21 protein-coding genes are annotated in these 20959 nt (G+C 44.3%); 13 read left to right on the top strand and 8 right to left on the bottom strand.

The features are described from left to right. Positions 1-8: 8 nt before the first annotated feature. The 8 genes from QT979_RS02045 (at position 9) to QT979_RS02010 (ending at position 9351) form a co-directional block, all read left to right on the top strand. Positions 9-1262: a DNA replication/repair protein RecF gene (locus QT979_RS02045; RefSeq protein ID WP_333307879.1), complete on the top strand. Its 1254-nt coding sequence runs from the start codon at positions 9-11 to the stop codon at positions 1260-1262. A 147-nt stretch (positions 1263-1409) separates the two neighbouring features. Continuing rightward, the gene (gene psb27, locus QT979_RS02040) at positions 1410-1808 is read left to right on the top strand and encodes a photosystem II protein Psb27 (protein ID WP_333214771.1); all 399 of its coding nucleotides are present in this window, start codon (positions 1410-1412) and stop codon (positions 1806-1808) included. Between the two features lie 359 nt (positions 1809-2167). After that, a complete protein-coding gene (locus tag QT979_RS02035) occupies positions 2168-3817 on the top strand; it encodes a family 10 glycosylhydrolase (protein ID WP_333307877.1) in 1650 nt (549 codons plus the stop codon). Between the two features lie 159 nt (positions 3818-3976). Continuing rightward, complete coding sequence (locus QT979_RS02030) at positions 3977-5128, top strand: DUF262 domain-containing protein (protein WP_333307876.1); 1152 nt, start codon at positions 3977-3979, stop codon at positions 5126-5128. After that, entirely contained in the window at positions 5125-6282 is a 1158-nt protein-coding gene (locus QT979_RS02025) for a DUF3696 domain-containing protein (protein WP_333307874.1), read from the top strand. The genes QT979_RS02030 and QT979_RS02025 overlap by 4 nt, the downstream gene beginning before the upstream one ends. A gap of 3 nt (positions 6283-6285) precedes the next feature. Continuing rightward, a complete protein-coding gene (locus QT979_RS02020; RefSeq protein WP_333214763.1) occupies positions 6286-7227 on the top strand; it encodes a hypothetical protein in 942 nt (313 codons plus the stop codon). A gap of 155 nt (positions 7228-7382) precedes the next feature. After that, positions 7383-8006: a restriction endonuclease subunit R gene (locus tag QT979_RS02015; RefSeq protein WP_333214761.1), complete on the top strand. Its 624-nt coding sequence runs from the start codon at positions 7383-7385 to the stop codon at positions 8004-8006. 73 nt (positions 8007-8079) lie between these two features. Then, the gene (locus QT979_RS02010) at positions 8080-9351 is read left to right on the top strand and encodes a bifunctional sterol desaturase/short chain dehydrogenase (RefSeq protein ID WP_333214760.1); all 1272 of its coding nucleotides are present in this window, start codon (positions 8080-8082) and stop codon (positions 9349-9351) included. A gap of 110 nt (positions 9352-9461) precedes the next feature. On the opposite strand, the gene QT979_RS02005 is transcribed toward QT979_RS02010, so the two are convergent. Next, positions 9462-10277: a phytanoyl-CoA dioxygenase family protein gene (locus tag QT979_RS02005; RefSeq protein ID WP_333214758.1), complete on the bottom strand. Its 816-nt coding sequence runs from the start codon at positions 10275-10277 to the stop codon at positions 9462-9464. Positions 10278-10459: 182 nt separating this feature from the next. Continuing rightward, entirely contained in the window at positions 10460-11059 is a 600-nt protein-coding gene (locus QT979_RS02000) for a glyoxalase-like domain protein (protein ID WP_333214756.1), read from the bottom strand. Positions 11060-11179: 120 nt separating this feature from the next. On the opposite strand from QT979_RS02000, the gene QT979_RS01995 reads away from it, so the two are divergent. Then, complete coding sequence (locus tag QT979_RS01995) at positions 11180-11584, top strand: gamma-glutamylcyclotransferase (RefSeq protein WP_333307871.1); 405 nt, start codon at positions 11180-11182, stop codon at positions 11582-11584. A 23-nt stretch (positions 11585-11607) separates the two neighbouring features. Here QT979_RS01995 and QT979_RS01990 read toward each other — a convergent pair whose 3' ends face one another. Both QT979_RS01990 and QT979_RS01985 read right to left on the bottom strand, forming a co-directional pair. After that, positions 11608-12324, bottom strand: coding sequence for a response regulator transcription factor (locus QT979_RS01990; RefSeq protein WP_333214752.1), 717 nt, complete (start codon positions 12322-12324; stop codon positions 11608-11610). A gap of 54 nt (positions 12325-12378) precedes the next feature. Beyond that, entirely contained in the window at positions 12379-12663 is a 285-nt protein-coding gene (locus QT979_RS01985) for an ATP-binding protein (RefSeq protein WP_333307870.1), read from the bottom strand. Positions 12664-13189: 526 nt separating this feature from the next. Between QT979_RS01985 and QT979_RS01980 the strand changes: the two genes are divergently transcribed. After that, positions 13190-15631, top strand: coding sequence for an NACHT domain-containing NTPase (locus QT979_RS01980; RefSeq protein WP_333307868.1), 2442 nt, complete (start codon positions 13190-13192; stop codon positions 15629-15631). A gap of 168 nt (positions 15632-15799) precedes the next feature. On the opposite strand, the gene QT979_RS01975 is transcribed toward QT979_RS01980, so the two are convergent. The 3 genes from QT979_RS01975 to QT979_RS01965 form a co-directional block, all read right to left on the bottom strand. Beyond that, the gene (locus tag QT979_RS01975) at positions 15800-16405 is read right to left on the bottom strand and encodes a zf-HC2 domain-containing protein (protein ID WP_333214746.1); all 606 of its coding nucleotides are present in this window, start codon (positions 16403-16405) and stop codon (positions 15800-15802) included. A gap of 140 nt (positions 16406-16545) precedes the next feature. Then, positions 16546-17205, bottom strand: a complete 660-nt coding sequence (locus tag QT979_RS01970) for a sigma-70 family RNA polymerase sigma factor (RefSeq protein ID WP_333214787.1) — start codon at positions 17203-17205, stop codon at positions 16546-16548. Between the two features lie 107 nt (positions 17206-17312). Continuing rightward, a complete protein-coding gene (locus tag QT979_RS01965; RefSeq protein WP_333214744.1) occupies positions 17313-17804 on the bottom strand; it encodes a molybdenum cofactor biosynthesis protein MoaE in 492 nt (163 codons plus the stop codon). Between the two features lie 636 nt (positions 17805-18440). Here QT979_RS01965 and QT979_RS01960 point away from each other — a divergent pair. Beyond that, positions 18441-18842, top strand: coding sequence for an SH3 domain-containing protein (locus QT979_RS01960; RefSeq protein ID WP_333228709.1), 402 nt, complete (start codon positions 18441-18443; stop codon positions 18840-18842). 137 nt (positions 18843-18979) lie between these two features. On the opposite strand, the gene QT979_RS01955 is transcribed toward QT979_RS01960, so the two are convergent. After that, positions 18980-19960: an aspartate carbamoyltransferase catalytic subunit gene (locus tag QT979_RS01955; protein WP_333214740.1), complete on the bottom strand. Its 981-nt coding sequence runs from the start codon at positions 19958-19960 to the stop codon at positions 18980-18982. A gap of 32 nt (positions 19961-19992) precedes the next feature. Between QT979_RS01955 and QT979_RS01950 the strand changes: the two genes are divergently transcribed. Continuing rightward, complete coding sequence (locus QT979_RS01950) at positions 19993-20130, top strand: hypothetical protein (RefSeq protein ID WP_333307865.1); 138 nt, start codon at positions 19993-19995, stop codon at positions 20128-20130. A gap of 468 nt (positions 20131-20598) precedes the next feature. Beyond that, a complete protein-coding gene (locus tag QT979_RS01945) occupies positions 20599-20817 on the top strand; it encodes a DUF4327 family protein (protein ID WP_193973492.1) in 219 nt (72 codons plus the stop codon). Positions 20818-20959 lie beyond the last annotated feature (142 nt).

The following is a 20959-nucleotide window of genomic DNA, read 5'->3' as shown; positions in this document are numbered from 1 at the left end:
CTAATATTATGTATTTGAAAACGCTGCACCTACGGCAGTTTCGGAACTACTTCGATCAAAAGGTAGCCTTTGACGCTCCCAAAACCATTTTAGTAGGAAATAACGCTCAAGGAAAATCTAACTTGTTAGAAGCGGTAGAGTTGCTTTCGACATTAAAAAGCCACCGGGTAGGACGCGATCGCGATTTAATACTCGACTCAAAGCCGATCGGGCAAATTGATGCTACACTCGAACGTCAAACCGGAGCGATCGACTTAGCTTTAACTCTTCGCTCTGGGGCGCGTCGGACACTGAAGCTCAACGGTGAACCGCTGCGCCGCCATTTAGACTTTTTGAGCGTCTTAAATGTAGTGCAATTTTCTTGTTTGGATTTGGACTTAGTGCGTGGCGGACCCGAAGGAAGGCGCAATTGGATCGATCGCCTAGTCATCCAATTAGAACCGATTTACGCTCACATTTTGCAGCAGTACAACCAAATTTTGCGCCAGAGAAACGCTCTGTTGAAACGTTCTAAAGAAATCAGGAAAACGGAATTTTCCGACAGTTTTGACAAAATGCGATTTATCGGATCTGAAACTCCCGAAGACCAAAATATCGCAGAATGCCCAATGCCCAATTCCCCATTCCCAATCCCCAACTCCCAATTCCCCATTCCCAGTTCGGAATTAGCTTTGTGGGACGCGCAGTTGGCGACAGCGGGTGCTCGCGTCATCCGCAGGCGCGATCGAATTTTGGAGCGTTTGATGCCTTTAGCTCGAAATTGGCACCGTTCCATTAGCGGTTCAGCAGAAGTTTTAGATGTAAAATACGATGCTAATATTGAAGTAAGTTCAGAATTTATCGCTAAAGATAATCTCGAAGGAGTGCGGCAAGCGTTTTTAGAGAAAATTCAAAAAAGGGCGATCGCAGAACAGTTTCAAGGAACCACTTTAGTCGGCCCCCACCGCGACGACATTACATTTACAATTAACAATACCCCAGCTCGTCAATACGCATCCCAAGGTCAGCAGCGAACTCTGGTATTAGCATTAAAATTAGCCGAATTGCAGCTTATTGAAGAAGTCGTCGGCGAAGCGCCTTTACTGTTGCTCGACGACGTACTTGCAGAACTCGATCTGAGCCGCCAAAATCAACTTTTAGAAACAATTCAAGAACGATTTCAAACTCTGATTACTACAACTCACTTAGGCGCTTTTGATGCTCAGTGGCTGCGACAAACCCAAATTCTCTCCGTCGTTGCTGGACAAATCAATCGATTTTAGATTTTAGATTTTAGATTTTAGATTGACAAATTTTATGTTTCATGGTAAAGCTGAAAAAAAGTTGAGAAATTGGCACTATTAGCTCAATTCAAGATAGGATAAAGGTTAATTTTGATTGCCGCTTTCGCTTCCATTTTTCTAAACCTTATGAAGCATTACATTTCCCGTCTGTTAGCCCTAGTATTAGTTGTTGTCATCGGCGTAGCGGGCTGTACCAATGTTCCCGCCACTCTGAGTGGAGATTATGGCCAAGACACATTAGCATTAGTGAAGAGCTTGAGAACAGCGCTCACTTTGCCAGAGGGTACGCCGGAAAAATCAGCCGCTCAAGCCAAGGCTCGCACAAGTATCAACGATTTTTTTGCTGAATACCGCCGCGATCCCGCTCTTACCAAGCTGGCCTCTTTCACGACAATGCGGACGGCATTAAACTCTTTGGCCGGACATTACAGTTCCTATCCAAACCGTCCTGTTCCTGAAAAATTGAAAAAGCGTCTTGAGTCAGAATTTCAGCAGATTGAAGCTGCTCTTAACAGAGGAGCTTAATCTCAAAATTTAGGATTGAGGATAAATTTTAATAATTCATCTTGCATCCTTGATATTTGAGTGTTAACAATTTTTAGTAGAAATATCAACTGCTTTTAGCGCCCACTGTATCCAGGCGCTTTTTTATGCAGCATTTAGGGAAAAAATACTGCAAAAGGGTTTAATCGCGGAGTCTTGTCTTACCCGATCGCCCTTATTGGATTTAAATAGCCACCAGATAGAATTTGCATTGTGCGATCGACTTGTGCCATAACTAAGTCAACCGAAAAAAGTAGAAAATTTGTAGCTGCTTGTTGAGCGCGATCGCAAAAATGCGATCGCCACCCAATTTAAACTAGAAAACCCCATTCAATTCTCCCATGAAAATTGCACCAACTCGCATCGCGAATTTTCAACACCAGCGACGCTTTTTAAGTGCGGTAACTGCTGTTTTAACCAGTAGCTTCATCAGCCAGCTTGTTTGGCCGTTTATCGGAAATCAACCAGCTTTTGCCCAAACATTAGCCTATTGCCAATTATCCCCAGAACAGGTCAATCAAAAAGAAGACTTGCGCCGCGCCGCGCTGTCGGGAAAACCGGAATCTCAGCAAGCATATTTTGCTGTTTTGAACAAACACGCGCGGGAAATAGCAGAATGCCGTAAAAAAACTTGGCCCGAAACCCAAGCAGTTTGGCTGCGTTTGTATCCCTGCGATGTCAGACCCGGAGAACTCGATCGGGTATTAGACAAAGTTGTGAATAAAGGCTACAACCAAGTCTATGTCGAAGTGTTTTACGATGGTCAAGTGCTTCTCCCAGCAGCCGACAATCCTACGGCTTGGCCTTCTGTTGTGAGAAATCGCGGTTACGAGAAATACGACTTGTTAGAAAAGGCGATCGCCAAAGGCAAACAGCGAGGTTTAAAAGTATACGCCTGGTTATTTACCATGAACTTTGGCTATAGCTATTCTCAGCGTCCAGACAGACAGCAAACCCTCGCTATCAACGGTAAAAATCAGACAAGTTTAACAGTAAGTGAAGAGGCAGCAATTAACGAGGACTTCGGAGAAGTTCCGGGCAATCAAGCCTTTATCGATCCCTACAACCCACAAGCACGGCAAGACTATACTTTGTTAGTAAATCAAATAGTCAAGCGCAAGCCGCAAGGAATGTTATTCGACTACATTCGCTATCTAAGGGGCATCGGACCCGCTTCAGTTGCTACCAAAGTTCAAGACTTGTGGATTTACGGCCCAGCATCGCAGCAAGTTCTTTTGCAGCGGGCTAGCAATCAGCAAGGCCGAGATTTAATTCAGCGGTATTTGACTAAAGGATTTATCAATTCTAATGACGTTCAAGCAGTAGTCAAACAGTATCCAACTGAGCGAGAACCTCTTTGGCAGGGCCGAATTCCGCAGGCGATGTCAGTAGCAACTACAGCTACTAGAAGCCAGAATCCCGCATCAAGATCGGCCTCAACAACTCCCGCCGCTAACAAGCCAAACCCTACAACTCCCACACCAAAACCGACACCGACACCGCGGCTTCCCGATACCGGCATTCTGCAAAAAGACCTGTGGAAACTGAGCGTTGCTCACGCAGTCCAAGGGATTTTAGATTTTTTGGGGATAGCAATTCAACCTGCTCAAAGGATGGGAATTCCTGTAGGAGCAGTGTTTTTTCCGACTGCAAATCAAGCGATAAATCAAGGGGGATATGATTCGAGATTGCAGCCTTGGGACACATTTCCGGCTGCTATAGAATTCCACGCCATGTCTTACGGAAATTGCGGGGATGTAAGCTGCATTGTGCCGCAGGTGCAGCGAACAGTAAGTTTAGCGCCTGCGGGAGCAAAAATCATTCCTGCCATTGCTGGAGATTGGGGAAAACCTCTGAAAAATAGGCCATCTTTGGAGATTCAAATGGCGGCAATTCGCTCGGCGGCGCCGCAAATTAATGCGGTGAGTCATTTTGCTTTTGGGTGGCAAGAACCGGAGGATGAAAGGGCACGGCAAACTTGCCGATTGTAAGGAGATTATTTGTAGAGATGCGGTTCGTGGCGTCTCTACAAGAGGAGATTTGTGCGATAATATTTTAAAATGTTCCTTTCTGTTAGGAGCGGATAATCATTCAAGTTTTATTAGGACAAGACGGATTGTAATAAAAGTTAACACAAAGGAGTATTCCCTATGGTAAGTCAGCCCGAACTAGAACAGCAACTATCCAACCAAGATTCAATTGATGACTTAAATTTGAGTCAAGAAGAAGATAACGGTGATGAACCATATGAAAAAGACAAATTGATATACGATCCTGATGAAATTAATATTTTCACCAGAGAACCAACTATCGAGCAACTTCTAAGAAGAATCGACGAGGAAGCTCTTGATTTAGCACCCGACTTTCAGCGCTATGCAAACATCTGGAAAGATGAGGCTAAAAGTAGACTGATTGAGTCGATCCTGATTCGTATTCCATTACCCGCTTTTTATATAGATGCAACTGATGAAGATAATTGGTTAGTTGTAGATGGATTGCAGCGGCTCTCTGCTCTAAAGCAATTTATGAACGATAAAACACTTAGATTATGCGGACTAGAATACTTAACCAATTTTGAAGGTAAAACTTATGATGAAATTGAACGCAGATACCAGCGTCGTATTCAAGAAACTCAAGTTACAGTTTATTTGATTGAAAAAGGTACGCCTCCTGAAGTTAAATATAATATTTTTAAACGCATCAATACAGGGGGATTACCCATGACTCCCCAAGAGCTCCGCCATGCTCTAAACCCAGGTAAGGCAACAAAGTTTTTAGCTAAACTTGCTACATCTCATGAATTTCAGCAAGTTACCAAATTGAGTAATTTGCGTAAAATGCGGATGGACGATCGGGAATTTATACTCGGTTTTTTAGCATTTACGCTTACATCTTATAAAGATTATCAAGGTGAAAAAAGAAATTTATTTTTGAGTAAAGCATTATATAAAGTTAATAATATGTCTGAAGCAGAATTGCAAGCCATTGAAAAGAATTTTAAAAAAGCTATGGTTGCAGCCTGGGAAATCTTTGAAGAAAATGCCTTCCGTAAAGTATCTCAAAACCAGAAAAAAATCTTTCCAATTAATAAAGCATTGTTTGAAGTTTGGTCAGTTAATCTCAGTTTACTTAGCGACGAGCAAATTGATATCTTAAAGCAGCACAAGGAGCAATTGATTGAAAAATTTAGAAAGTATGTAGATAGCGATCGAGATTTTCTGACTTCTATCTCTCAGGCTACGGAAAAAATCGAGTACAGATTTAGGATAATTGAAAAAATAATTCAGGAGGTTCTGGCATGATTACTTCGCTGCACTTGGTCAACTTTAAACCTTTTGCAAATCAGTTATTGGAATTCAAAAAACTCACTTTATTTTCTGGTTTAAACAGCACGGGGAAGTCTTCTGTCATGCAATCGCTCTTGCTGCTGCGCCAATCTTACCAACAGGCCTTATTGCCAGAAAAAGGGTTGGCGCTTAATGGGGATTTCGTGAATATTGGTACTGCTCAGGATGCACTTTTTGAGGGAGCAAAAGAAGACTTTATTGGTTTTAATATTGTTTGGGAAAACAACAGCGAGGGGAAATGGCGTTTCAAATATGACAAAGAGGTAGACGTGTTGAAAATTGACTCGGAACCAGTTAGCTCAGAATTGTATAAATCAAATCTTTTTGGCAATAAGTTTCACTATCTTCAGGCAGAACGGATTGGGCCGCGCCCATTTAATGAAATGTCAGATTACCAAGTACGACAGCTCGGTCAACTCGGTATCAAAGGTGAATATACTGCACATTTTCTTTCTGTTAAAGGGGGAGAGACTATTCCTAATAGTAGTCTCAGCCATCCCAATGTAAAAAAATCCAAGACTCAACCTGGTGCACCTTTAGTAAAATCAATGGATTTAATCGACCAAGTTGAGGCGTGGATGGGTGAAGTGAGTCCGGGTACGCGACTCAAAATTGATGCCAAATCAGATGTCGATTTGATGAGTTTTCAATATTCCTATGGAGATAGCAATCCTTACCGGGCAACTAATGTGGGATTTGGAATTAGCTACACTTTACCGATTATTGTAGCGGCACTTGCATCAACACCTGGTACAATCATTTTAATTGAAAATCCTGAAGCGCATCTCCATCCGCAAGGACAAGTTAAAATGGGTCAATTATTAGCTTTGGCGGCTAGCGGTGGCGTTCAAGTTGTGATAGAAACTCACAGCGATCATGTTTTAAATGGGATTCGTCTTGCGGTTCACGGTGGCAAAATTGACCCGAAAGATGTTCAGTTGCACTACTTCCACCGTGACAATAAAGAAAAAGAAAGACAAGCTGTGACTGAGGTAATATCGCCAAAAATCGATCGCAACGGACGAATTGATCGATGGCCGAAGGGTTTTTTTGATGAGTGGGACAACAGCTTGGAGATTTTGTTGGAACCTGCGGTGGAAGGAGAATAAGCGATGGATTTGGAGATGGTGTTTAATGAACTGTCTGCACGAACTCTTGCTCCTGATATTTTTACGGCACGACAATGGATGTCAGAATTGATTAGGACAATGGTTGCAGCTAAAGGGTGTGGGCTGAAGGGAATTCGCATTCAAGCGGATTTTCATGCTATGATTCTTGCTGAAAGCTATCCTCTTTCTTGTTGGCGTAACGATCCTGAAGTTAATAAAGACGAGCGGACTTTTCTGAAAACGCTTGCAACTAAAACTCCTTTATCTGTTGATATTTCTGATGTAAGTATTAAAATAAAAGTAGAAGCTCCAGATTGTGAGTTGAGTTTACAGGGTATTCAAGCCGAAGGATTTAAAGTTTCTTATTACCTTGAAACATTGGCAATTAGTCTGAATTCAGAGTCATTGTGGAATAGCAGTCGCCTCAATTTAGAACTAATACAAATTGACGACAATGGGGAGCTGATAGAAGAAAGTGTAGAGGTTCTTCATGCTAGTCAGAAAAACCACGTTCTCGAACACGCTGATTGGATTAAGAAACGTCAGCAAACAGCGGTGGTTGACGGTTTGGAGCTTTGGAAACGTCGAGCTGAGTTATTCTCCAGCCTGGAATTTTGCGATCGGGTTAGCCAACAGATAGAAAGCCTTGTCGATCCGAAAATGTTACGACAAGTTGTCAGAAAGTTATTTGAGCTTGATGAATTATCCAAAAATTGGACAGACGGAGCGCTGGATTTGGATAATCTTCCTAGCAAGGTATCTCCAGAGAGCGAGTCAAGGCTTAAGGAGTTTAAAGAGCAACTAAATATTGAGTGTCTTGACGGGAAAAAGCGTATTTTCAGTTGGCACGTCCGCATGACACCGGGAGCTTGGCGACTCCATTTCTGCACAGAATTAGGGCCCGGAAAGATAATCATTGGGTATATTGGCCCCAAAATAAAATAATTTACAGCGAATTGTGTTCGCAAATCCCGATGAACAGACATCTCAGCACAATTAACTTACTCATAATTTCATCTGCGTTCATTTGCGTTCATCTGCGGTTAAAATCCCAATTATGCTAAACTTATTAATAACCATAAAAACATATATTAATCCTCATGCAAAAACTACAAGCAAGAGATATCAACCTCCGCTATCTAATCGATAACTTCGGCTTGCAGCGACTTCGCAACAGCGAATTTTTCACAGAATGGCAAGAAAACTTACCTGAAGTAACAGACTCAGAAAAACAATTGCTCGATCGCGTCCAAGACATATACTTCAACTTGGTAGACAACCCGCCTGTATTGGAAAACGCAGTCAAGCTAACAATCATCAGCCCCATTTTGTTTATTGCCGGTCTGTATGAGTCTCCTTTTCAAGTAAAAGCCGAAAAGTCGATATTCATTCAAGAGGAAGACGAAGGCAGAATCATTGAAGGCAGAATAGATATTTTAATTATGAAAGCAAACTTGTGGGTGACAGTAATAGAATCCAAACAACTTTCGTTTTCAACTGACGAAGCACTCCCACAACTACTGACATATATGCTGGCATATCCGAACCCAGAAAATCCTACTTTTGGCATGATTTCCACAGGTGCTAACTTCAATTTTGTCAAGTTAGTTAGAGGCGAAACTCCCCAGTATGCGCGATCGGCTGAATTTGTTATTTCCAATCCCGGCAATGAATTGTACCGCGTTTTGCAGATTTTAAAACGCCTGAGTCAACTTCCAGACTAGCAATAAAAGCCATTTTGAGTTATCTTTCAAAACAGACAATCTCTAATATCTCAAATTTCAAACTAATGCGAGCATGGTAAATTACTGGATAGTCGGCGCTGTGGCAATAGCTTCTGTCTGCTGGGCAGAAATAATACGAGACTTTTATCACGTCGTGTCCCATTATTGGGCACCCCTGCAAAAGCTGCACACTTGGCATCACCGCGTTTTCCGCCCGAATTTAACCCCCGTCAGCGAGACAATTTACAAGCAAGCACACTGGCGTCACGACGTGCCCGAAGCTGCGGCGATGATGGTTTTGGGCTTGTTGCTGTGGGTTGTAGCTTATTTTGGGCTACCGGAATATCACTGGGGCGCAGCAGCGGGTTGTATTTATACTTTAGGCTTTTTGTTGAGCGCGATCGCCCGGGCGTGCGGCATCAAAGGCGCAGACGAATTAACCGACATCACCCACCAACCCGGAGACTTCCTTACTCCCCCTGGCAAGTGGTTAGTTAATAAACCTTATCACTGGCGGCACCACTTCGACAATCAAAATGCTTACTATTGCGGTACTTTCACCTTAATAGACAAACTTATGGGTACAGCACTTTCTCTCAAAGGCAAAACTGTAGCCGTCACCGGTGCATCGGGAACTTTAGGACGTTTGCTTCTCAAACACCTGCACAAAGCTGGTGCAAAAGTAATCGCCCTCTCCTCGGGAAATGAGGAAATTACTTTGAATATAGACGGCGAAAATTTACCTGTAAAAACCGTAACTTGGCAAGTTGGCCAAGAAGCAGACTTAGCCTTATTGTTAGAAAAAATCGATATTCTCGTCATTAATCACGGGATTAACGTACAGCGAGAAAGAACAGGAGAGGCGATCGCAAACTCCTACGAAATTAACACTTTTTCCGCGTGGCGGCTGATGGAACTCTTTTTCTTAACAGTCCGTACTAACGAAAACATCGCTTGCAAAGAAGTCTGGATCAACACTTCCGAAGCAGAAGTAATTCCCGCTGTCAGTCCCCTGTACGAACTCAGCAAGCGCGCCCTGGGAGATTTAGTCACCCTGCGGCGGCTGGACGCACCCTGCATCGTTCGCAAACTGATTTTAGGGCCGTTTAAAAGCAACTTAAACCCGATCGGCATTATGTCTCCCGACTGGGTAGCGCAGCAAATTGTCAAACAAGCTCAAGCCGATGCCCGCAATATCATCGTGACAATTAATCCTTTGACTTTTATAGTTTTTCCAGTCAAAGAGTTTTTTGTTTCTCTCTACTTCCAAATTTTCAGCCGGAAAGCAGTCTCTTTGACAGATATAGAATTAGAGCGATCAGGCGTTGAAGTAATAACTAAGTGATATCAAATCCGGTTAAATCAACCTAATGCTTCTAGGGTTCTAGGTGAAGTACGAATGACTTACGAAGTACGTTCGGGCTTCACCTAGTGAGGGTACAGTAAGAATTGGTATTACTTCTTTCCTAGCAACTCTGCTCTCTTTAGAAGTAGTTTCAGCCTGCTTGGCCACATTTGCTTGAGATTCCAGCGATAACCAACGTATTTCAAATGATTCCAGGGGTTCAGGAAACCTGTATGAAGATTAACAAACTCTGGCTGGGGTTTACCGTTACGGGCAACCACAAAATAGGGTGGTTTGATAGAAGGATCGACGTGATTGAGGGACATGTACTCAATCACGTAAGCCCAGCGGGTTTCCTGCGAAACATTAGGTGTGGTACTGTGAAGTGTTAGCGAGGAAAACAAAACAATATCCCCCGCTTCTGCTTCAATGAAGAGTGGACTGTCAGGAGTTCCATCATACACAGCATAGTTACCTTCAACTTTGTGCGGCAGCCGTTTTTTGTGACTGCCCGGTTGTAACCACAGCCCACCATTTTCGGGGGTCATTCGGGTAAGTGCAATCCACAGTTGATAGTGATTATCCTTAAGGTTGCTATAGCCATTGTCCTGATGCCAAGGAAAGGTTTCTGCTCCTGGTCCTTTGGCTACTGCCTGATCCCACCGCACCCAGAAATTTGAACCAATGAATTGTGCAAGCAGTTCCACAAGTCGGGGTTGAGAGATGAAGTTTTGGATCTTTTCACTGTATTGGAATAGCTGACTGTGAAAAGTTAAGCTTCCTTTATTCAGATTATTGTCAATGTGCTTCGGATCGGCTTCTTTAATATCCTCGATCAGTATTCTCATCTCGGCTTCTGAAAAAAACCCCCGGAGCTTAACATATCCATCTTGATTAAACTGATCGACTAATTTTGTCTGTCCCATCTGCTTTACCTCTTGAATCAAGTTCTCGGTTTTAAACAATGTTTGGGAGAAATTAAAGATTTAGTTAAGTTGTAACGGAGACGAAGAAGTCATAGCAACAATGACTGGCAAACTCGTAACTTTAGAAACCCGCTTTCTGGGAGAAACCGGATTTCTATATCTAAAATTTTTTGCCTGTCAGCTTAATTACTAACCTCAGCCATTTCAATGACGCGACCATCGTAATCTTTGACCAAAAAATTCAGAGGCTTTTCCCGGCGAATTTTATAACTAATGCCGCGAGTTTGTACCCTCATCAATAGCTGATCCAAACAATCGCGATCGAAACAAACGTGACGCTGGCGATTTTTTTCCCCTGCACCGGCCCCGCTAATGATGTGCAGTTGGGTATTTTTCATCAACTGATACCACAAACCATCCGGACTCCCCAGCGTTTGAGAGGTCGTTGCCCTCCCGACATTCGGCGACAAATACAGCGGATCGATACCAGTTGTGCCCAAAGTTTGCTCGTAATTGTAGTAGTAGTGCAGCGGCACTTCTGCTACGGGCAAGTTTAGCATACCTTCATAGAACTCCCTCGCTTGTCCGAGATCCGATACCATCACCGTGTGTACCTTCGGAGCACTGGTGAGAAACATCCACATCGCCCCCGCATAGGCAGCCAGCAGCATCACCATAATCCCTTGAGTCGAAAACAAGCTGTCCAGGGGCAGGGACGGCAAAAAAGAGCTCAAGTACAAAGGCCGAAGTCCAAAATTAATAAAACTAACTGCTAGAGTCATGAATTATAAGAAAGGGTAAACAACGAAATTTATCAAGATTGCAGTCGCGATCGCCCGCGAGACTTAAACTATTAGCTTAGCCATCTATGTTAGCAAAAACTAGCGGTTAGGCCCTACCCGATGAAAGTCTTTGTCTACGGCACTCTCAAACCGGGGGAGTGCAACTACCTTCGCTACTGCGAAGGAAAAGTTGTGAATGCTTACCCCGCGATCGCCCGCGGTCAACTTTTTGCGCTGCCGATCGGCTATCCTGCGATGATGGCCGGAGATGGCACAGTCTGCGGTTTTCTCCTCTGTTTCGCTTCCTCGGCTATTTTGGACGATTTAGACCAACTTGAAGATTATCATCCGCTGCGGGAACCGACACACAACGAATATCAGCGACAGGAAATCGAAATCTTCGATCGACACCTCAAACCTTTAGGCACGGCTTGGTCTTACTTCATGTTACCCGATCGCGTTCGTTCCCTAGGAGGCATCTGGCTGCCCGACGGCACGTGGGAAAATAGGTTTTTCACCAAATAAGGTGGTTAATGCCGATGAGCTTACTAAATAGCCATTGCAGTGGGCGAAGGCGGCTCAAACCTGTAACCATAACCCCGAATAGTTTTAATAAACTGCGATCCAGTAGCATCAACTTCAATCATTTTCTTGCGAATCTGACCGATATGTACGCTAACAAGTTGCTTTTCTCCTGTGTCGTGGCAGTTCCACCCCCAAATTTTTTCAATTAGCTGTTGGCGACTCCAAGATTGACCAGAATGACTTGCCAAAAAATACAGGATATTAAATTCCAAGGCTGTTAACTTGATAATGCGATCGTTGAGTGTTGCTTCCCGGCGCGCTGAATCGATCGCGAATTGATCGAATACAATACGTGATGGAGTCACAGGTCTCATCCGTCTCAACACAACTTCTATACGAATTGCCAACTCTGCCAAACCAAAGGGTTTACAGATATAATCATCAGCACCGGCGGACAGGACTTTAAGTTTATCAGCTTCGTCTGTGCGGCTGCTGAGCATGATCACAAAAACATTAGTACGGCGCTGCATTTCCTGGCAGAGGTGATAGCCTGTAGTATCGGGCAAATTCCAGTCGAGAACTACTAGCAGTGGCTTTAATTTCTCAAACAATTCTAAAGCCGTCTCGCCATCTGCTGCCGAATCTACTTGATATTTATGAGTTAAAAAACGATGAACTAGAGTGCGGATGGAAGCGTCATCATCCACCACGAGAATCTTGGGAGTAGTATCAGTATTCATAACAAAAAAGTTTCTTTTTGTTGTCAATTTAAAGCTGGGAATTACAGAACAGCTTTAGTCAAGCATAAATCCCAGCTCGCTCCAAATAACCGGTAATTCTTCAATTAACTTAGCTTGGAGGTCAAAAGGCTCTCCCATATCCCAAATTTTGACTTCTAGGCGTTCGTTAAATACGGTTATTTCAAGGTTGATCGGAGTTGCCAAGGGCAGATTTTTATGAGCGTGGCGAACAGCATTTGTAAACCCTTCTATCGTAGCAAGTTTGCACTGCTGCAAAACTGCTTCGGGAATAGGTAGATACTCTAAACTGCTCGACCCACCATAAAACTTGAACAACACTCTTGAGGTCAGTATTTAGTTGAAGGTGAATAGTTTTAATGGGCTGGTTATAAGTTTGACAAGATTGGTAATTTCGTTGCTTTTGCCACCCCAAAATAAAGGCATTCCACAAATCAACTACCCGCTTTAAATAACCAGATTGAGGCGGAGGTTGGGGTGGTATTATACCTGGATGAAAATATTTCACAATTAATAGACAGTTTCGCTCGTCAGAAGTGCGTGTATAGCTTAGCTTATCGGCAATTTTGCTAATAAGTTTTATGCCTATTCCACAGGAGGGAAGATCATTTATACTATTTCTCATGTTGCTATCCTTTCTCATTATTTAATAGGTAATTTTTAGAGACACAACAGAATTGCATTCTGCAAGGTTAATTTTGCCTGATTTATGGCTGACTTTTCCCGTATGCCCTGCAGTTGTTGTCAGGATCATTTTCTCTTTGTTGCTGGGGTCTTGACAAACTCAGTTTGCGATCGCTAAACTGATCTAAAATTGACATTGACAATTAGAGAAGTAAATTATATAATGACGACCCTCAAAGCCTCTGAGGAGGGATTAGTAAAAATTAAGCAAGCGAGAAGAGAAAGGGGCTCGACAATAGAAGACCCCAAATGGTTAGTAGAAGCTAGTCAAAAATTAGAACCCGATCGAACTTGGACAGAGGCCGGCCCCTATGCCGATGGCCTGTCGCTGCCAACTTGGAGGCGCTTTTTAGCAGGAAGAGAACCCATTAAAGCTAATGCTTTCAAGGCTTTTTGTACGGTTTTGCAGTTGAATTGGGAAGAAATTGTCGATCGTCCTCCTGTAGCCCCCTCTTACCAAGGGAGGGTTGGGAAGGTTAGAGATTGTTGCCAACAGCCTATTGATGCGGTAGTGGAAGAGATACGGCAAAAATGCCACAGCAAAATCCAACAGCTTTACAGCAAAATGCAACTGTTAGATATTGCACAGCCCGTTGATGTCAGCAACCTCTACGTTGAAGTCAACATTTTGGAGGAAATTACCAGTTGGCAGCCGGGAGAAATTAGCGACTTACTGAGAGACTTCAACCCAGATGCGGATAACTTTAACCGCTTAGGTTTAGGTAAAGTACGCCAGAAACGAGTACCAGGATTGGATGCGGTGAAATATCACTCTAAACTGATGGTACTCGGCAAACCTGGTTCCGGTAAAACTACTTTTTTGAAACACATTGCCATTCAGTGCGATCGCTCAGAATTTGAAGCACACAAAATACCGATTTTTATCTCTCTGAAAACCTTTGCTGAAATCGCTAATCTTGACTTATTAGAATATATCAGCGACGAATTTGCCAGTTGCGGAGTTGAGGCGCGATCGCAAACTGAATCTGTACTCAGTCAAGGCCGAGGTTTGATTTTATTGGACGGCTTAGATGAATTGCCCGAATCTGATAGCGATGCAGTCGTCAGACAGATTCGTCAGTTTGTCCAAAAGTATTACAACAATCAGTTTATTATTACCTGTCGAATTGCCGCTGCTAAGTACCGATTTCACGACGAAGCCTTTACCTGTGTTGAGGTAGCGGATTTTACTTGCGAGCAAACCGCTGCCTTTGCTAAAAATTGGTTTGCAGCATTTTCCCAGAATCTTGAGGCAGGGAAAGCTTTAGCCTCTCAATTTATAGAGACGCTGACACTGCAAAAAAATCAGCAAATTCGAGAACTAGCAGTAACGCCAATTTTGCTTAATCTGACTTGTTTGGTATTCCAAGCCAAAGCAGATTTTCCATCCAACCGAGCCAAGTTGTATGAGGAAGGAATGGAAATTATGCTCAGAAAATGGGATGAAACTAGAGGCATTCAACGGGATGAAGTTTATCGAGATTTGAATTATTCCCGCAAACAACATTTACTTGCTTTTGTGGCCGCTATTACTTTTGAGCATGGCGATTATTTTTTTGAAAAAAATACTGTTCAGGAATTGATTGCCGACTATCTGGCTAACTTACCCGATGCCACAACTGACCGCGTTCATTTAGAAATGGATAGTGAGGTTGTCCTGAAGGCGATCGAGACACAACATGGATTATTAGTGGAGAGGGCAAGAGGGATTTATTCGTTTTCTCATCTAACATTTCAAGAGTATTTCACTGCTATAGAAATAGTTAACAATTCCGATCCACAAGTTTTGGAAAAACTGGTCAGCCACCTAACCGAGAAGCGTTGGCGAGAAGTCTTGTTGTTAGCAGTTGGGATGTTGGAAAAAGCTGATGACTTATTGCTGTTAATAAAACAGCAAGTTGATGCACTCGTCGCTGACGATGAGCAGTTACAGCAATTCCTACTCTGGGTCAACAAAAAATCCCTTTCTGTTGATTTTCCCTACAAACCTGCGGCAGTTAGAGCATTTTACTTTACCCTTGAATATCCCCTCCTTGACTGTGGCTTTGCCCTTTCTCTTGACCCTTATCTGAAAAAAGTTGTGGGACAAGCTCTGGAACAGGTTCTTAACCTTGCGCTTGAAGGTGCTCTTGACCTTGCCCTGAATACCGTCCTTAAGGATGCGCTTGAGCCTACTCTTGGTTACATCCGCCTTACCATTGAACGTACCCTCGTCCCTAACCTTGACCTTGTTCTTGACTGCCACCTTGTACCTTCCCTTAAGCCTGAACAAAGGCAAGCGATACAAGAACTTTTGCAACAACTGCCCGATCCAAAAAGTGACAAAGAGATATTTGCAAAATGGTGGCAAGATAACGGTCAGGCTTGGGATAAGCGATTAAGACAAATGATGATTTTGTATCGCGATCTGGGTCGCGTTTGGCAGTTCAGCGAAGAGGAGAAGTCATTGCTGAGGAAGTATTACAATGCTAATAAATTGCTGGTATGTTGCCTCAATAGCGGTTGTAACGTATCTCCTGCTGTGCGGCAGGAAATTGAAGGAACATTGCTGTTGCCGATCGCAAATCTGCAAAAAACCGATGACAAGTGCGCTCGCCCGGTCTAATTCCACTCGCTACCTACTCCGATATCAAGATGCGATCGCCCCACAATTCGTCATTCAAAGCCAGGGAAGTGTCAAAGGATCTATCCACCTTGAAAAACTGGGAAAAACGGCAAAAGCCCCCTTTTTTAGGGAGCTTAGCAACTGGCGTTATTGATCAAAACAGAAATTCTACTGCGCCTTTGGCAATGACTTTTGAGGGGTTGCTACACCAACTTTGGGAATATCCATGATCGGTGCATTCACCCCAAGCATCAAATCGTTGGGATTAACCATCTCCACCAGAGGCTCGTTTAAAGCCATAATCAAACCGTCAGATTCAGCAGGAACGGGCGATCGAGCAAACTGAGGAGCAAACAATTGGCGATCGCCACCGATACCGGACACCACCGCAACCAACAAAGCTGCGATCGCACCTCCACCCAAAATCCAAGTTTGTTTCGGCTTGCGTTCCACCCGCTGCAAAACCTTCGTCGCCAACTCCTCGGCAGATTGTTCCGCAGCAGGTACCGGCATTGCCTGAAAACTCTGCTGCATCATCAGCAGTCGCGAGTACAAACGCCTCGTAGTGGGGTCATTTGTCAGCCACTCCTCAACTTGCCGGCGTTCTGTCGCCGTCACTTCACCGTCTAGGTAGGCACTTAGCAATTCAAAGCGATCGCGCATCATAGTAGTTACATTGCCCTGGGCATAATTGTTGTTAACTTGAGTTTCAGCGAGTGAATCCCCAACACCTTGCTGATTCTGATTTTTATCCGATTCAAAGTTATTATTCATAATTTCAGACTTGCTCTAATTGGGGAATCACGCACTCGCTATTAGAATGATTTACTGCTTATTTATATTTTAAAAGAGAAGTTTTGATGTCACAGCAAACATCACCAAATCTTCTTAACCCACCTCTGAAATTACTCTTGCTAATTACCATCGAGATACTTTTGCAATTCCAACTGCAATCTTTGGCGAGCTCTAGCAATTCTCGACTTGACAGTTCCCAGAGAAACTCCCGTCATTTCGGCTATTTCCTCATAGGCTAAACCTTCAATTTCTCTTAAAATAATTGTCGTGCGGAATACTTCAGGCAAATCTGCGATCGCCACCCGCAACTGGTCGTAAAATTCTCTAGTTGTCAAATCTTCATCAGGCCCCGGACTGTCTGCCGGAATTTCCCAATCAACCTCGCCATCTTCCAGAGTACGGGGTACGTCCAGCGACAGCGGAGTTCGCACCCGTTTGCGCTTCCGCAACTCATCGTAAAACAAATTAGTGGCGATGCGGCTCAGCCAGCCCCGAAATTTAACAGGCTCTTGCAAACGGTTAATATTTCGGTAGACCCGAATCCACACTTCCTGAGCCAAGTCTGCTCGGTCTTGCCAGTCAGGGGCCAAGTGATAGAGAACCCTGTCTACGTGGGACTGATACCGCTTCAACAGTTCTGAAAAGGCCGTGGTCTCAGGTCGATTTCCTTCCTGACACCGCAACACCAAGTCATAATTAGAGAGTTTTTCGGCTGGCAATTGCACTCTTTGAACGGTCGCCACAACCGCAGACCAGGACACGGAAATAAAGTCGCTCATCGGTGGAATTGGCTCATCGAACATTCCACACTTTTTGACGTTAGGGGATCGTAACAAGTTCCCCTCTGCAATCTCCAATCTGAAATCTCAAATCTTAAATCCCTTGACTAATGCCCGACAACCTCGCACGCTCCAATACTAACCCAACTGCTAGAACCGTCAGCCCAATGTTCCTTTTTCCAAATCGGTACATTGTGTTTGAGCGTATCTATGGCGTACTGGCAAGCTGCAAAGGCTGAGTCCCGGTGGGGGCAGCCAACAGCCACCACTACGCTGATTTCGCCCACCTGCAAGTGTCCGACACGGTGGTGAATAGCGACCCGATTGACCTCGGCCCACTGGCGGCGGATTTCAGTAGCAATTTCCTGGAATACTCGCACTGCCATCGGTTCGTAGGCTTGATATTCTAGGGAAATTACTGCTTGACCGTCAGTTTGGTTGCGGACTGTACCGCTCATCATTACCACGGCTCCGTTCGCGGGGTCATCTGCCAAAGCGTATATTTCCTCTACAGACAACGGCGCTAAGGTAATGGCGAAGCTGTCTGATTCATGGCGTTGAGGAATTGTGCCGATCGAAAGTGTAGCGAAGGAGTTCATTGCGAAAGAAGTGGTGCTGGAGAAGTTAATTGATCTTGACACAAATCAAGTCGCGATGGATTTGTCTTACATTCTTGTCGGGGACATAGGGCGACTAATCTTGAGACCCATCTTGTAGCACTGCCGAGGGCCCGGCGCCATCGCCCCGAACTTCTGCACGAGTGCGATCGGCTACACTATGACTGACCAGAAGCAAATTAAGATTGTGCTTGAAGACGAGCCGGATGCTTGTTCGATCGAATTAACTGCCCATCTTGCTGTAGCAATTCAATAAATAAGTAGCAAAACAAGTAGTGTCATTCGCAACTCAGTACAAGCAATTCCCAACCCCAATCGATAACTTCGTTCCCTTTTTAATGACACAGTTAAGTTTAATTCTGCCCGGAGTTCTAATCCGCGTCGGCAAAATTTTTAGCAGCAGATGTAAACTTTATTTATTTTTTTGTTCCGGAAAGCTACATAAATGACATGATATACCTGTGCAGAGTTCAGGAACATTAGCCAATACTCGGCAAAAGCAAGACCTTAACGCCCTTTTGTGGCTTTTATGAAACATAAGTTAATAATTTGGGCTGTTAATTGAGGTTTTGACCTGAGTCTGCACCAAGAAAGGTTAACAACAATCACGAGGAAACTATGGAAGCACTAGCATTGAGCCACTCTTTTGTTGCTTATGAATCTCCAGAGTCCGAACTCCAAGTCAAGTCGTTAGACCAACTGGGCTTGAAAATTCCTAATTCTGCATGGATAGGCGTTGCAGGTATGGCAGTAGCCCTATCTGTTCTGAGTGTCGGTGGCGAAGCCCAGGCTGCAGGTTGCTACCGCAAGTGTGGCCATCGCGCCCATCACAGCCATCACAGCTACGCCAAAGTTGTCACCAATGGCGGCCGACTGAATATCCGCCACCGCCCCAGTAGCTGTTCTGGTGTAATCGGCAAGTTATATTATGGAGACCACATCAAATTGACCGGTCGTTACAAAAATGGCTGGGCCCAACTCAAAGGTGGTGGCTGGGTATCTGCATCCTGGCTTTCCTAACTCTTAACTAGAGCACTTGACATTTCTAGAAAGAGTTTTAATCGTTACCCGGCCATACTGGGTAACGATTCTTGTAAAGAGGCGATGGAGAGTGAAAATAATCAAATATCCGAAATTCATGACTAACAACTAACAGCCTAAACTTTACCGCCGCCGATTAGATAAAGTAATGCCATCCGCACCGCCACGCCGCTGGTAACTTGCTGAGATATCAGGCTAAACTGGGCATCGTCCATCAAATCCGAACTAATTTCCACGCCACGGTTAACTGGGCCAGGGTGCAACACCTTCACATCCGGCTTGCAGAGTTTGAGCCGATCGCGCGTAATCCCGTACAAAGAATGGTACTCTCGTAAACTCGGCAGCAAATGGTCGCTCATCCGTTCCTTTTGCAGCCGCAAAGTCATCACAAAATCAGCATCGGCCAAAGCCGGTTCAAGCTGCCAATGCAAAAATAATTTGCCTTCCCTACCATCGCCACACTCAGCAAACAACAGCGGTAGCAAAGTTGGCGGCCCGGCCAAATGAACCTCTGCCCCAGAAGCCGTTAGACTCCAAATATTAGACCTAGCCACCCGCGAATGTAAGATATCCCCCACCACAGCAATTTTTTTACCCGCTAAAAGTTCCAGCCGCGGACGTTCGGTATCTAACAGAGCACAAATAGTAAATAAGTCTAGCAAACCTTGCGATGGGTGTTCGTGCTGGCCGTCTCCAGCATTGAGAACGCTGACTCTCGAACCCAAGCGATCCATTTCCGAAGCAATTGTGCTCGGAACTCCAGCTTGTTCGTGCCGGATTACCATCAAATCCGTTCCCATCGCCAGATAAGTCTTAGCCGTATCCAGAATAGTCTCCCCCTTCGTTAGAGAAGAACTTCCAGGGGTAAAATTCAGCGTATCCGCTGACAGCCGCTTCGCCGCCAACTCAAAACTATTGCGAGTCCGGGTAGAAGGTTCAAAAAACAAATTCGCGACCACTTGACCCTGCAGGGCCGGCACTTTCTTCGTGCGGCGGCCGAGCACATCCCGAAAACTGGCTGCAGTTTGCAGCACCGTATCGTATTCGTCCGAGGTAAAATCAGCCAGAGTGAGAATGTGTCGCCTTGTCCAAGTCATACAATTTTAGATTTGAGATTTGAGATTTTAGATTGACTCAATCAGGACGGACGATGGGTTGGGAACTTGCTTGTACGCCCGCCCTGCTGTCGCCTTTGAATGTTCGATCGACATTTAGGGGTGGCGATCAACAGTATCCAACAATTTTTGATCGCTTTTGCGGTGAGTAGAGCTATAATCAGTTTATGTAGTTCACATCCCACTCTCACAGCGAACCCAGCGTCGAAGGTGAAACAGGTGTGGTTTACCCGCAGGAAAGCGGAAATTACGCTGTAGCAGCGAAAGCGCAGTAGTTGCAGTTTCTCCTACCCAAACTCAGCCTTGTCAAGAACAAGCCGAACGCAGCTCTTGCATCTGCCACTATGTGGAAACAATCGAGGTGGCAAACCTCCCACTGTCGATCGACAGCATATAGCGGGACATTTTAAAGATGATTAATTCTTTGAAGTCGGTCTTGACTCTTCAGTCCTGCTTATAGGCCCTTGTCAAAACGAACTGTGTTAAGATACAAGTTGAATATGTAGCTTCCCGACAAAAATCTACACGTATCTTGGCGAGACTGTTCTTGGCGAAACTGCGGTAAAAAGTGTGAGATCGGAAGTGGTAATTCACAAAATTTAAACAATTCAAGAGGTATTATGAGCCAGAAGGTTATACAGCCGATGGTTAAGTTCCAGCGTCAGGTGCATTCTCTTGTCACGTCTGACATTATCAAACCGACAGACAGTATTTGGAAAATTGCTCTGCTTTACGGCGACGAATGGCCGTACTGGAAACAGCAATTGCTAGAGTTTGATTTTTCTATGCAAGACCCCGTGAGCGAGTTGATAGCTGTAGAAGCTTGGGACGAAGAATAACAGAGAAGACGGAGGACTGGGGTGTCGGAGAGAAATTTCGAGGCGATCGGTAAATTTTCTTTCATAAATTTCTGTTGCTAAATTCTTCCCTCTTCCCTCTTCCTAATCAATTCTGACTTTTGGCTTTTGAGTTTTGAATTCT

The organism is Microcoleus sp. w2-18bC1 (genome assembly GCF_036700365.1).
Lineage (GTDB): Bacteria > Cyanobacteriota > Cyanobacteriia > Cyanobacteriales > Microcoleaceae > Microcoleus.
Note: the sequence above shows the minus strand (reverse complement) of the source record. Positions and strands in the feature narration are given on the sequence as shown.